Here is a 12,901-nt window from a genome sequence, read left to right as displayed (position 1 = left end):
AGTATATTCGTGCAAAAATAATCACGGGGGGATTATGATGTATTATTTCTTGGCAAAACTTCAAACTATTACAGTTATAATTTTAGTTACTTTTTTCCTGGGGTCTAATTATAACGGAGCGATAGCTGAAAGCTCAGTATCTTTATCAAAAAGCGTAATTTATTCAAAAAAGCTTAGCCAGCGGGTTCAAAGTTTAAATATCAAAGAAAATCATCGACGGCTAAGATATAAAAAACTTCCATTTCTAGATCATGAAATCTTTAACAATGTTGAAAGATTCGAATTATCCAGGATTATAGATCTACTTATCAAACATAATTTAAAAAATCGCAGCATCAATAGAACTAAATATTTGGTCGAGATTAAAAAAATAAAGATTGATGGTTACCCTGTCGCATTCTTCTCTAACGACATTGGTCATTATCGCAATGATACCTTCTATGTAATTCCCCACTCAAACAACCGAAGCCACCTCATTGCAAATTTAAAAATATTTTCATCCGAAAACACAGTCATTTACGATAAGGATTTGAATATTACTCTCGGCAATTTTGATAAAGAAGATTACGAAGAATTTGGTTATGAGACAAAAACAAAAAGCGACGTCAAAATGTTGAGCGTCTACCTAGCGAACAAAGTGGGGCATACAATTTCAGAAATGCAATAAGTCTTTAATTCTCGCTGAAACAGGTTAAAGTTAGCAACAACGTATTTTTTTCTAACTTGTTTGCCGTCGATTATCAGGAACATCTTTAATGCCGAAGATTGTGAAAATTCCACTTATCATTCTTGCGTTGCTGATAACGGGTATTGTTGGTACGCGATTGTTCCTGCCAGAATATATCGACAAAACCACCAACAAAATATGGCCCCACGAACCATTCACAGTACCGATTGAGGCACGAACGCTTCATAAAGACATGCTGATTATGGATTGGCATGCAGACACGCTTTTGTGGGACCGAAATGCCCTCAACCGTCATGATTTTGGCCATGTGGATTTACCCCGTTTGAATGATGGTAATATCGCCGTTCAAATGTTTACAACGGTTACAAAATCCCCTGAAGGTCAAAATTACGAGGAAAACAGCGCCGATAGCGACCGCATAACCGCCCTTACAATCGTGCAGGGCTGGCCCACCCGCACCTGGAACAGCCTCCTTGAACGCGCGCTTTATCAGGCCCAGAAGTTGGATAACCTGATCACTGCTTCAAATGGCGGGCTTATCTGGATCAAATCCAAAGAAGACCTGCAGCAATTCCTGATCAGCCGCCATCGATCTACCTCTCAGGTCAAACCCATTGGTGCCTTATTGGGCACCGAGGGCGCGCATCCGCTTGAAGGGAATATCGACAATATTACCCGCATGTATGACGCTGGTTTTCGTATGGTTGGCTTAACGCACTTTTTTGATAACGAGCTCGGGGGTTCCCTTCACGGTAAAAATGGTCTTGGCCTCAGCGACTTTGGCAAACAGGTGATCCAGCAACTGGATGAAAAAGAAATAATCATCGACCTCGCTCACGCCTCAGAAGCAATGGCACGTGATGTCCTTGCCCTAAGCACACGCCCCGTCGTGATCTCCCATACAGGGCTCAAAGGGTTTTGTGATAGCCCGCGAAACTATCCTGATGATTTAATGAAGGAAATCGCTTCTAAGGGCGGCTTAATCGCACTCGGTTACTGGGACGGCGCGGTATGCGACCCGTCCCCACAATCAATCGCCGGGATGATTAAATATGGGATTGACCTTGTCGGTAGCGATCATATCGCCTTGGGGTCTGACTGGGATGGATCAACCGAAAGTATCGCAGCCGATGATTTGGCGGTCATAACCACTGAGCTGATTGCACTCGGCATTGACCCTGATGATATTCGCAAGATTATGGGGGGAAACAGCATAAAGTTCCTCAGCACTTGGCTGCCTTCGAAATAAAACTGATTGATCGATAGACATACATCAATCAATGCCCAACATCACAAAGCGATGACTGCGATCACGGCTTTTTACGGCGGCTTGTTGTCAATTTACCAACAACGGGTCGCACGTTATTTTCAATATGATCGACAATCAAATCAGCCACATTTTTCTTCGATGCTTTTTCAATACCCTCAAGCCCCGGTGAACTGTTCACTTCCAAAACCGCAGGTCCGTCGTTAGTACGAAGAATATCAACACCGGCAACTCGAAGGCCCATGACCTTCGCAGCCTTTACCGCAACTTCGCGCTCGGCCTTTGTGATACGCACCGCCTTCGCAGCACCACCGCGGTGAAGATTCGAGCGATATTCGCCCTCCTCTCCCTTACGGATCATCGATGCGACAACGCGTTTACCAATCACAAAACAACGTAAATCCTCGCCCGCGGCTTCCTTCACAAACTCCTGCACGAGAAAGTTGGCGTCTAACCCCTGGAAAGCGCCTATTACCGCCTCAGCCGCTTTCTTGGTTTCGCCTAACACGACCCCCCGCCCTTGCGTACTTTGAAGCAATTTCACCACAAGCGGCGCACCGCCGACAAGCTCAATTAGGCTATCCGTATCTTTGGGCAGGTTCGCAAACGCGGTTGTCGGCATCGGAATGCGGTGCAGTGCCAGCAGTTGATGCGCCTGCAATTTATCGCGCGATGCGCCAATCGCGGCGGCTGTATTGACACAGTAAGCCCCCATGGCTTCAAACTGGCGCATAACCGCCATTCCGTAAAATGTAAGCGAAGCACCGATCCTTGGAATTACTGCGTCAAAGGCAGGAAGCGGTGCGCCGTCATAATGAACTTCGGGCGCGTGGCTTTGAATATTCAAGTAACATCGTTTGGTATCCACAAGTGCCACAGTATGGCCTCGTGCCTCCGCAGCCTCTTTCATGCGTTGGCTCGAATAATTATTGGGCTCCCGCGTTAAAATAGCGATATGCAGCGGTCTGCTGATCGGTTTTGCCTTCTTCAGCGTTTTATAGAGATCATAGGATAATTCACCCTGCAGGTTAGCGGCGTCAGGGCGAACCGACACTACCTCGCCCGCCACATCCTCTTCCATCGCCTGACGACCGAGCAGCATTTTAAAGGCCATATTTTCACGGTTGGTCAGCGTCATTTGCACCGGCCATGTTTTCCCGCCTATGGTGATCGGCGTTTCAATAACATACCGAAGTTCTACCTGCCCGTTTGATGATGTTACCTCACGCCTGTCGACAACCGATGCGGAGCAATACACTTCAAAATCAGGCCGATCCGGAATGGGATGGATACCAAAACGAACCTTGGGATTATCCTCACTTCCAAACGGCTGAATGGTGAACGCATGCAGTGCTGATGTTCTGGCCCCTGTATCCACCTTGGCCTTCAGTGCTGGCAAGCCAAGCTGCTTGAGCGCAACCCATTCTTCCCATCCGACATCAATGCCAACTACGCCACTATCTTTGTATTCCGCCATGATAAATTCCCCTAAACACCGACCCAAGTTGGCCTGTTTTATCAGGCAACCCTATTTCTCTTTGAAGAAAAATTCGTGACACGTCCAGCAAAATTTACGGCCTTTCCATTGATCCCAAGATATCTTAAGCTCAGTGATGATTGGGAGCTAAAGAAAAGGGGAAAAACATGAATCTGGGATCGTTGATTGGGTCGATGACGACTGAACTGAATATTTTACTCTATAGCGTTATTCTGACATTCGTTTTGGTGTTAATTCCGGCAGCGCGCGGGATACGGGAAAACGGCGCTGAAGCACAAGCAGGACCGCGTGACGACCTGCCGGAACCAAGTGTGTTTAGAAAGCGGGCGACACGCCTGAAGGATAACATGCTGGAGAATATGATGTTTTTTGCGCCAACTATTTTGGTTGCAAACGCAGCCGGTGTTTCAAATGATTATACGGTGATGGGGGCCTGGATTTTCTTTATTGCCCGTGTCGTGCACGCCATTCTTTATCTAACCGCTGTTCCAAAAATTCGCCCGCTGGCCTGGTTCGCAAGCCTGATCGGAATCGGTATGATTATGGCTCAAGTGCTATAAACAAACGCGCCTTTGTTAACCAATAATGTGTGTTCATTATTGAAGTCATAATTCCATCAGAGAGAAAGCCTATTTAACTTCAAAATAGGCTTTCTCCGACGGGTAATCCATTATAATTCTGAAATATTGAAAAAGTGATCCTCCAACTGCACCAACGATTGGTTGATCCATAAAAGGTGCCATCCCCTTTAAAAAGCTATTATCAGGACGCCGGGCAAACCATACAGGCCCAACCTCTAGCCCCGCAACACTGACTTTAGGCACTTGAATAATAGGAACAGGTGTTTCAAAAGAATAATCGCCGTCTTCTATATAGCGCCAATCTGGATGATTTTCTCTCCACTGATCGAAAACAGATGCGATCATGAATGAACTGCCAACCAATCTGCCATCAGTCTTCATGATTGACTGTGTTGTCGCCGATACATTCATTGTTGCACCAGTATCAAATAAAACCTGATGAACAACGTCATCCACCTCGATTTCTATTCTGGGAAACGATAGCTCATAATTTCCATCTACATTTTTTCGTACAGGGGCATCAATGGGTGCCATATTGCTTTTTTCAACGGCATCGAAATCCGTATGAAGCACCATCAACTTCTCAAAATAATCCCATTCGATAATTTTCTCTGCGTGCCACCTTCCCCCTAAAAAGCCATCGAGACCACCTTGACCACCTGCAATAGCCGCACTGGGGGCAACAATAAGACGATTATTCAATACATTATTCCTGCCCGCATCCGGAATTGCCTTACCATCCATCCATTTTGGCATTTTAACCAAATCAAACGTGCTTCCATTATCGCCTTTAATTGTTTCAATCGGCCAACCATAACTCGTTACAATATCACGCGATAATGCATTCCAGCCACCACCAGTATCTGTGTAAAAACGCAGTGTTTTACCGTCTGGCAAGACAGGCGTTACAACAACCCTGTTATCAACGAATTCAGACGGGATTTCCTGAGCTTGTGAACCATTGAGGATATTTATTAATATAAACCCGACAATAAAAAGCAGTATAGCATTTGGCATTTTGTATTCCATATAATCCTCGATCTGAGTTACCGAACAGCCTTTTCTACAATCAGGTTTAGCGCGCTTGAAAAACGGGACCTGTCATCCTTGGTAAAGGACTTATTATATCCCTTATCTTCCCCCATATCCCGAAGCTGAGATTTCAATTCACGCATGGCAACTGCCATTCCTATATTATCGCTCGTGAACGGTTTTCCGTTATGGCCGATAACGTTTGAACCATTCTCAAGGCATCGGGATGCCAGAAGAATATCACCTGTTACCACCACATCGCCCGCACCCGCATTTTCAACGATCCAATCATCGGCGGCATCAAATCCATCATTCACAACGATTTTTTCAACATTGTCACCAACAGGCAGCCTGAGCCACTGGTTCGACACCAGAAAAAGCTTAACATTGTAGCGATAGGCTACTGCAAGTGCCTCCTCCTTAACGGGGCACGCATCGGCATCAATGAATATCTGCATATGTTCGCTATATCCTGTTTCTAGCGTCTTGGACTATCCGTATTTCTTAGCCTGAATAACATCGATACAAAAGCCAAAACCACATTCGATAAGACATTAGGTGTGGCAAATAAGCGCTTTTGAGCAATACCCTTTTATTTCTTTTGACAGCTATTGCCATCACCATCACTATACAACTTATGGATTTATACAGCGGCATCAAAACTTTACACATCATCAGTGCAACCATTCTCTTTGGTACCGGAATGGGAACTGCCTTTTTTATGTTCCGTTCCATGTTCACAGATAACATGCATGAAAAATTATACGCGGTGCGCAACACCGTGCTTGCAGACTATATTTTCACGTTACCCGCAGGTATCATTCAGCCAATGACAGGTTTTTGGCTGATTTGGAATTTGGGGTACAGCCCGTTTGAATTCTGGCTAATATTGACCTATGCGCTTTATATTATAGCGCTCATATGCTGGCTTCCTGTCGTCTGGATTCAGATACAATTAAAAAACATCCTGATTGAATGTGACCGCACCAATTCACCGCTTCCTATACGCTATCACCGTATGTTCAAAATCTGGTTTTGGCTTGGTTGGCCTGCCTTTATCGGGCTTGTGGGTATATTCTATCTTATGGTCACGAAACCATCATGACCACTGACCCAATTTTCAAATCAGTTTTTGGCAAAGATTGGGAGCACCTCCCAAGTGTGATGCATAAGCATTATACCAACCGCCCATTTACCAATGACACTTATTCCTGTGTTGGTAAAATGGACGTGAAAGCGCATATTCTCATGCGTTTATTTGCCCCTTTATCCCATATGCTGGGCGGCATCCCGATCGCAAATCAATCAGATATTCCTGTGAAGGTTATATTTAAAAGCACACCCTTTGATGATCATCTCCATTTTGTGCGGACTTTTCAAATGCGCGACAGAAAGCCATATATATTCCATTCTGAAATGATCCCAACGGGTGATAATAAGATCACCGAGGTCATGAAAATGGGGCTTTGCTGGCAGTCCAAATTCAAATGGCAAAACAATAAGGTTATTCTAGCGCATAACGGTTATGCGGTGAAATTGTTTGGCCGTTTGATTTCCCTACCCCTTACTTGGTTGATCGGGCATATCCACGCAGAAGAAGAAGCCACAAGCGAGATAGGTTTTAAAATGTTTGTCGAAATAAACCATTGGCTATTTGGAAAGCTTTATGAATATCGAGGCGAATTTACCATGGAAACTGCGGGCATAGACGACGACCTCAGTCCCGCAAAATCGGCGAGGCCAAATGATATCTAAACGTGTTTTAATCATTGGAGGTTACGGAAATTTTGGCAGCTACATTGCCAAAAACCTGGCGTCTGACCCAAACATAGAATTAATCATTGCTGGTCGTTCGCTTTCAAAGGCCGTGAGATTGTGCAAAGACCTGAGTGCTATCAACCCCGCAACTCCCTTTGAAATGGATATCAACGACGATATTCTAAAATCGCTAAAGAGAGCAAAACCAGATATTGTTATTCACACATCGGGCCCCTTTCAGTGGCAGGATAGTTTTGTTGCACAAGCCTGCATCGATTATGGTTGCCATTACATTGACCTTGCCGATGGTCGTGAATTCGTTAGCAAGATTAATCTTTTGAACTCTCAAGCCATCAAGAAAAACCTTCTTATTGTCAGCGGTGCAAGCTCGGTACCTTGCCTGTCATCATGCCTTTTGGATCATTATGGCCTTCAGTTCCAGCACCTAACCCATGTTGAATACGGCATAACAACGGCCCAGCACACCAACCGCGGCCTCGCAACCACACAGGCTGTTCTGTCCTATGCCGGGCAGGAATTTCAGACATTAATTGATGGTTCCACGCAAAATATCTATGGCTGGCAAGGCCTTCACAGGCATAGATTTAAAGGGCTTGGTACGCGCCTACTTGGCAACTGTGACATTCCTGACCTTGCTATATTTCCTGAACGCTACCCTAATATAAAAACAATACGGTTTTATGCAGGCCTAGAAATCCCTGTGGTGCATTTAGGCCTTTGGTGCATGACATGGCTCAGGCGAATAAAGCTTCTACCATCACTCGATAAACTCGCCCCCTACCTTCTCAAATTATCGCGTGTATTTGATATTTTTGGGACAGATAACAGCGGCTTCTTCATCACGATGAAAGGCCAGGATAATGATGGTTTGAGCAAAAAAATTACTTTTGACCTAACAGCAAAGAGCGGTGATGGCCCCTATATTCCCTGCATGCCTGCAATCATCCTTGCGCGCAAACTCGCGGCCGAAACCGTTCCGCAAACAGGGGCAATGCCTTGTGTTGGTCTTTTGACACTCAATGAGTATTTGGATGCACTGCAGCCACTAGATATCTCCTGGGTCGTCGATCAGTAAGCTCGTTTCCGATTTGTGAAATAATATTTCACAACCTTGTGATGTAATTCACGTCTTAAATTTCATAAAGTCTTTACTCTTGACCATCTAAACAAGCTTATCTCTGCGTTCACCCAATGGCCGAACAGCAGCAAGTAATTAGTAAGTAGACAGAAAGCGTACCCATGTCCGATCCACGGTCTTTAACTCCTAATCAACAATCCAACACATCAGCAGGTACTGGCAAATCAATCACAGCCTTCCTAGAAGGCTTGAACGATATGGCAAACCTGACCACTGATATAGACGAAGGGTTACAAGCTTTCCTGAAATCGGTATGCGAATACAGCGGGTGGCCTGTGGGTCACGCCTATATCTGGGATAAATTCAGCGAACAGTTGCTATCGTCAAGAAATTGGTACTTAAAACCCGGTTCTTCTTTTGAAGCATTCGTAGAGGTTTCAGAGCAAGCGAGCTTTAAGGTGGGGCTTGGCCTTCCCGGGCGCGTGGTTGAAAGCGGTAAACCGCTTTTCATTAAGAATGTGATGGAAGACAGTAATTTCCCGCGAAATAAACAAGCCAAAAACCTCGGCGTTCGCGGGGCATTTGCAGTTCCGATCAAAATCGGTAAAGACACGATTGCCGTAGCAGAATTTTTTGCAGAGGAAGAAGCAGAAGCGAGCGAAATGCTTATGGGTTTGATGCTAACAGCCGCCAGCCAAATGGCACGGGTTTTTGAGCGAAACCAGCGTACAAAAGCAATCGACAGCTTGGTCGAACGTTTTGAAACTGACGTTCTCAGCATCATAAATGAGGTTAACAGCGCCACTGGCTCCCTTGCAAAAATGGCAACTGAAATGCGCGCGTCTTCTGATAATGCGGGCTCTAGCGTTACTGCCATTTCAACGACTGCCAAGCAAACATCAGCAGATGTTTCCTCTGTCGCGGAGGCAACAACAGACTTGAATGCAGCCATTCAGGAATTGGATAACAGCACACGAAAAACAGCCGATAATGTTGAACAGGCGTCAAGTCGTTCGCTTAACGCAAAAAACAGCATTGATACCCTTTTGAAGACCGCGAGCGATATTGGCTCGGTTCGTGTTGAAATCGAAAAATTGGCGAAGCAAACGCATATGTTATCCCTGAATGCCAGCATCGAGGCCGCGCGGGCTGGTGGGACCGCCGGCCAGGCATTCGCGGTTGTTGCCCGCGAAGTTCAGGAGCTTTCAAAAGCAACCTCCGAGCAAACGGAGCGGATCGGTGCGCGTGTAGAGGCTATTTTTGACGCCGCACAAACCGTTACAAAAAATGTTGACGAAATTCACGAGGGCATTTCGGTTGTGAGCGACCTCGCAAATCAGAACAGGGCAGCACTGGATCGGCAGAAAGAGACAGCAGAAAGCATCGCAGCGGATGCCCACAGCGCCGCCGAAGGTACAACCTCAGTCGCCAGTGAAGTAGACACCATAACAACAGCAATCACACACACAAACGCATCCGCAATTGATGTGGACCGGGCCAGCCGTCAGGTTCGTGATGACATCAGTGCGATTACCAAACAGCTGAGTGATTTTCTGGAAGCCGTTAAGCAATTGATATAAACACTCATCATCGCCTGTTAGTGCAAACGAAGGGTTTTCTGTCGAAGGTGCGTATCATTATCACAGTATGATAATTAATAAGCGAGTTTAGACATGAAACAAAACCGACTATATGCAATCACCGCTACATTCATTTTAAGCCTTAGCCTTGGTGCCTTTGCATCCACAAGCGCATCTACAAGTGCACCCACAAGCACACACTCAAACACCCCATTCCAGCCCGCAACGCAGAATGCCCCTGTTGTTGGCAAGGTCAGGGTCGTCACAACATTACCCGTTGGGGCGACTAAAATACGGTTTCAGGGTGCATCATATTTTGCGCATGGTGGTATTTTCTATCAACCCTTCCAAGGGCGCTTCCGAATAGTATCTGCTCCAATTGGGATCACTGTGAATGCGCTTCCGGCCAAACCGCGTGTCGTGCGAATAAAAAATCAAAGATATTTTGTCTCAAACGGTATCTATTACAAAAGATCCGGAAAACGCTTTATTGTCGTCAGAAGGCCCGTGTAAACCAAACACAGTGAATAATATTGATCGATCGCGCTCAGATGGCGCCCAATTATGGGCGTCATTTTTTATCCTCCATGTATTAGCTCATAGACAAACCGCATACCCAACGGAAAAACAAGAATTTGATAGCTAGGTTGTATTCATACAATATAGCAGGCTCAGATTAACGTCGCCAAGCACATCCAGTTACGAGTTCAAGCAGCTTTGGGGCAAATATTTTTAGTGAAGAGCGCGGTAATGGGTGTTTATCACAAAAAACTGGAACCTTTCGAATTTGAAAGCGACTTTCCTGGCCTTTCCAAGGCTCAGGAGGTGTTTCTTGCGAATTGGTTCAGCCACTGTGAAAGACAAGACCGTTATCTACCACAACGATCAGATTTTCATCCCGCCGAGTTTGGTGTGCATATGAAAAATGTCGTTGTGTTCGACATATCCAAAAACCCGACAGACTTCCAATACAGGCTATTTGGAACAGCAGTTCGGGCGAATTCTGATCAAGATTATACCGGACAGGCCCTTAGCACCATCAAAGGGAAAGGCCCAGAAAGCGAACTGTGGAACGCGTTAATAGAAGTGCGCGACAGCCAAAAGCCTGTATACAAAGCCATGCCCTATGTTGGACCAAGCCAGGATTATAAGCACCTAACAGTACTGTTTCTTCCCTTATCGTCCGATAATAAATCCTGTGATAAAATTCTGCTCGTGAAAAATTATATATTTCAGAATGCAGAAACAAGATCACTGGCCTAGTAACATTGCGGCGATAAAGGACCATTTGGCCCTTTAATCACACACTATACTCGCAGCAAATTCATACACTCTATTGCACGATGGTACTCGACATTTCTGATACACGCGAGGTCGCGAAATCCGCCTGCTGGGTCGCCATAGCAATATCACTGATATTGGAGTTGATGGAATTCACTGCCCCTGCGGCATTCTTCATATTGTCAACCATGGTACGCGTTGCGATTGACTGCTGTTCAACGGCACTTGACGTATCGACAACAATTTCACGGACACTGTCCAGAGACTTTTGTATCACCGTCAGGTTTTCCGCAACTTCATTGGATACAGATTGTACCCCTTGTATTTCGCTTGAAATTCTATCGGTTGCATCCGCGGCTTTTGACGCCAAATTCTTAACTTCATTCGCGACCACAGCAAAGCCTTTGCCGGCTTCACCAGCACGGGCAGATTCGATCGTTGCATTTAAGGACAACAGATTAATCTGACCTGCAATATTTTGAATAAGCTCTACAATACCCGTCATCGAACGGGTTGCTTCTACCAAGCGCTTGGTTGCCTCATCCGCATTTTCAGAGCTTTTGAACGCAGCGTCCGTTGCATGCCTTGACTGTAGCATGCTGTCAGAAATTGACGTGATAACTGTATCCATCTCTTCAACGCTCGCGGTAACAGCCTGCACGCTGTCGGTTGTTTGCTTGGACGCTTCTGCAGCACTATTTGATTGATCCGAAGCATTCACCATCGACGCACGGATATGCGAAAGCTCGTCATCAATTTTTTGCTGAACTTCTGTTTTGAAATCCCGTTCCTGCACCTGCTCGGTGATATCGCTTGCGTATTTGATAACCTTAAATGGCTTGCCATTCATATCATAAATAGGATTATAGGTTGCATGGATCCAAACTTCCTTACGGTCTTTACCAAGCCGTTTAAATTCATCCTCTTTCATATGCCCGGCGGCAAGTTCATCCCAGAAATCAGAATATTCCTGGCTATTGGCATAGTTATCTTCAACAAACATTCTATGATGCTTGCCTTTGATTTCTGCCGCACTATATCCCATCGCCTTTAGGAAATTACTATTGGCCTTGATGATTGTACCATCAAGATTGAAGTGAATAACGGCCTGTGCCTTATTGATCGCGTTGATCTGCCCTTCAAACTCAGCGCGCTCCAGCTTTCTTTTGGTCACATCAGTGGCAAATTTAACAATTTTAAGGACCGCCCCATTATCGTCTGTAATCGGAATGTAGGATGCCTGTATCCAGACCTCTTTGTTGTTTTTTCCAATACGTTTGAATTCATCCACATAAAACTGCCCTGCATTCAACCGTTCCCAAAAAGTGGTATATTCAGCACTTAGAGCATACTCCGGCTCAACAAACATGGAATGGTGCTGGCCCTTGATCTCATCCAAATCATACCCCATAGCATTCAGAAAATTATCATTAGCATCCGTTATGATCCCTTCGCAGGTAAAATGGATAACCGCCTGCGCCATATTAATGGCATTGATCTGCCCAGAATGCTCTGCGGCAATAAGCTTTTCTTTTGTGATATCGGTTGCAAATTTGATGATTTTGGTCACTCGACCATTCCCGTCAAGCACGGGGTTGTAACTTGCTTGTATCCAGATTTCTTTACCGTTTTTATGAATACGTTTAAATTCTGCTACTTTGTGATCGCCGCTTCGTAAACTCGCCCAAAAATCGCTATATTCAGTTGACTTACCATAATCAGCATCAACAAAAATACGGTGATGCTGGCCCACGATCTCACTCAATCGGTATCCCATCGCGTTCAGGAAATTATCATTGGCATGCTGGATAATGCCATCTACATTGAATTCAATCACAGCTTGCGATTTTTCAAGGGCATTTAATTTCGCCCGCTCGTCACTAACACCAGTTTTCTTAAATTTATTTAGCATTGATCTTCCCCAAGACTTTCGTGCTTTCAGTTGCCAAATCATCAAACGCACAGATACGCGTGAGCTTGTAACTTCACTATTCAATGGGAAACCATCATTCAAAAAAACTTAAATTTGAGTAAATAAATAAACGAATGGAGTGAATTTTTGTCACTTTACTATCTTAATGCGCGAATTTCTATCGAAGAACAGCTAATAATAAGCA

General features: G+C 45.1%; 13 protein-coding genes. 9 read left to right on the top strand and 4 right to left on the bottom strand.

The features are described 5' to 3' along the window. Positions 1-34: 34 nt before the first annotated feature. Positions 35-667 (top strand): hypothetical protein, encoded by a 633-nt coding sequence (locus KFF44_RS05665; RefSeq protein ID WP_255938054.1) that lies wholly within the window; start codon positions 35-37, stop codon positions 665-667. A gap of 88 nt (positions 668-755) precedes the next feature. Next, positions 756-1,937 (top strand): dipeptidase, encoded by a 1,182-nt coding sequence (locus tag KFF44_RS05660; protein WP_255938052.1) that lies wholly within the window; start codon positions 756-758, stop codon positions 1,935-1,937. Positions 1,938-1,998: 61 nt separating this feature from the next. Here KFF44_RS05660 and rimK read toward each other — a convergent pair whose 3' ends face one another. After that, positions 1,999-3,432 (bottom strand): 30S ribosomal protein S6--L-glutamate ligase, encoded by a 1,434-nt coding sequence (gene rimK / locus KFF44_RS05655; RefSeq protein WP_255938051.1) that lies wholly within the window; start codon positions 3,430-3,432, stop codon positions 1,999-2,001. Between the two features lie 167 nt (positions 3,433-3,599). Between rimK and KFF44_RS05650 the strand changes: the two genes are divergently transcribed. After that, positions 3,600-4,013, top strand: a complete 414-nt coding sequence (locus KFF44_RS05650) for an MAPEG family protein (protein WP_255938050.1) — start codon at positions 3,600-3,602, stop codon at positions 4,011-4,013. A 69-nt stretch (positions 4,014-4,082) separates the two neighbouring features. Here the strand turns inward: KFF44_RS05650 and KFF44_RS05645 are convergent, their stop codons facing one another. Together KFF44_RS05645 and KFF44_RS05640 are read right to left on the bottom strand one after the other, a co-directional pair. Further along, entirely contained in the window at positions 4,083-5,051 is a 969-nt protein-coding gene (locus KFF44_RS05645; protein WP_255938049.1) for a hypothetical protein, read from the bottom strand. Positions 5,052-5,080: 29 nt separating this feature from the next. Then, positions 5,081-5,524: a YaiI/YqxD family protein gene (locus tag KFF44_RS05640; protein ID WP_255938047.1), complete on the bottom strand. Its 444-nt coding sequence runs from the start codon at positions 5,522-5,524 to the stop codon at positions 5,081-5,083. A 119-nt stretch (positions 5,525-5,643) separates the two neighbouring features. Here KFF44_RS05640 and KFF44_RS05635 point away from each other — a divergent pair, with 119 nt between their 5' ends. The 6 genes from KFF44_RS05635 (at position 5,644) to KFF44_RS05610 (ending at position 10,766) form a co-directional block, all read left to right on the top strand. Then, positions 5,644-6,171, top strand: coding sequence for a DUF2269 domain-containing protein (locus tag KFF44_RS05635; RefSeq protein WP_255938045.1), 528 nt, complete (start codon positions 5,644-5,646; stop codon positions 6,169-6,171). Then, positions 6,168-6,821: a DUF4166 domain-containing protein gene (locus KFF44_RS05630; protein ID WP_255938043.1), complete on the top strand. Its 654-nt coding sequence runs from the start codon at positions 6,168-6,170 to the stop codon at positions 6,819-6,821. The genes KFF44_RS05635 and KFF44_RS05630 overlap by 4 nt, the downstream gene beginning before the upstream one ends. Next, the gene (locus KFF44_RS05625; RefSeq protein ID WP_255938040.1) at positions 6,811-7,920 is read left to right on the top strand and encodes a saccharopine dehydrogenase family protein; all 1,110 of its coding nucleotides are present in this window, start codon (positions 6,811-6,813) and stop codon (positions 7,918-7,920) included. The genes KFF44_RS05630 and KFF44_RS05625 overlap by 11 nt, the downstream gene beginning before the upstream one ends. A gap of 164 nt (positions 7,921-8,084) precedes the next feature. Further along, positions 8,085-9,503 carry a methyl-accepting chemotaxis protein gene (locus KFF44_RS05620; RefSeq protein ID WP_255938039.1) on the top strand — a complete coding sequence of 473 codons (1,419 nt, stop codon included), beginning with the start codon at positions 8,085-8,087 and terminating at the stop codon, positions 9,501-9,503. Positions 9,504-9,596: 93 nt separating this feature from the next. After that, on the top strand, positions 9,597-10,016 hold the full coding sequence (locus KFF44_RS05615; protein ID WP_255938038.1) for a DUF6515 family protein: 420 nt from the start codon (positions 9,597-9,599) through the stop codon (positions 10,014-10,016). 237 nt (positions 10,017-10,253) lie between these two features. Further along, positions 10,254-10,766, top strand: coding sequence for a PAS domain-containing protein (locus tag KFF44_RS05610; protein ID WP_255938037.1), 513 nt, complete (start codon positions 10,254-10,256; stop codon positions 10,764-10,766). A gap of 70 nt (positions 10,767-10,836) precedes the next feature. Here KFF44_RS05610 and KFF44_RS05605 read toward each other — a convergent pair whose 3' ends face one another. After that, positions 10,837-12,696, bottom strand: coding sequence for a PAS domain-containing methyl-accepting chemotaxis protein (locus KFF44_RS05605; protein WP_255938036.1), 1,860 nt, complete (start codon positions 12,694-12,696; stop codon positions 10,837-10,839). Positions 12,697-12,901 lie beyond the last annotated feature (205 nt).

This window comes from Kordiimonas sp. SCSIO 12610 (assembly GCF_024398015.1).
Taxonomy (GTDB): Bacteria; Pseudomonadota; Alphaproteobacteria; order Sphingomonadales; family Kordiimonadaceae; genus CANLMI01.
This window is presented reverse-complemented; position numbering and strand designations above follow the sequence as displayed.

Coding starts and splice junctions, on each gene's coding strand:
- KFF44_RS05665 (WP_255938054.1), top strand. CDS start 35: ATGATGTATTATTTCTTGGCAAAACTTCAAACTATTACAGTTATAATT.
- KFF44_RS05660 (WP_255938052.1), top strand. CDS start 756: ATGCCGAAGATTGTGAAAATTCCACTTATCATTCTTGCGTTGCTGATA.
- rimK (WP_255938051.1), bottom strand. CDS start 3,432: ATGGCGGAATACAAAGATAGTGGCGTAGTTGGCATTGATGTCGGATGG.
- KFF44_RS05650 (WP_255938050.1), top strand. CDS start 3,600: ATGAATCTGGGATCGTTGATTGGGTCGATGACGACTGAACTGAATATT.
- KFF44_RS05645 (WP_255938049.1), bottom strand. CDS start 5,051: ATGCCAAATGCTATACTGCTTTTTATTGTCGGGTTTATATTAATAAAT.
- KFF44_RS05640 (WP_255938047.1), bottom strand. CDS start 5,524: ATGCAGATATTCATTGATGCCGATGCGTGCCCCGTTAAGGAGGAGGCA.
- KFF44_RS05630 (WP_255938043.1), top strand. CDS start 6,168: ATGACCACTGACCCAATTTTCAAATCAGTTTTTGGCAAAGATTGGGAG.
- KFF44_RS05625 (WP_255938040.1), top strand. CDS start 6,811: ATGATATCTAAACGTGTTTTAATCATTGGAGGTTACGGAAATTTTGGC.
- KFF44_RS05620 (WP_255938039.1), top strand. CDS start 8,085: ATGTCCGATCCACGGTCTTTAACTCCTAATCAACAATCCAACACATCA.
- KFF44_RS05615 (WP_255938038.1), top strand. CDS start 9,597: ATGAAACAAAACCGACTATATGCAATCACCGCTACATTCATTTTAAGC.
- KFF44_RS05610 (WP_255938037.1), top strand. CDS start 10,254: ATGGGTGTTTATCACAAAAAACTGGAACCTTTCGAATTTGAAAGCGAC.
- KFF44_RS05605 (WP_255938036.1), bottom strand. CDS start 12,696: ATGCTAAATAAATTTAAGAAAACTGGTGTTAGTGACGAGCGGGCGAAA.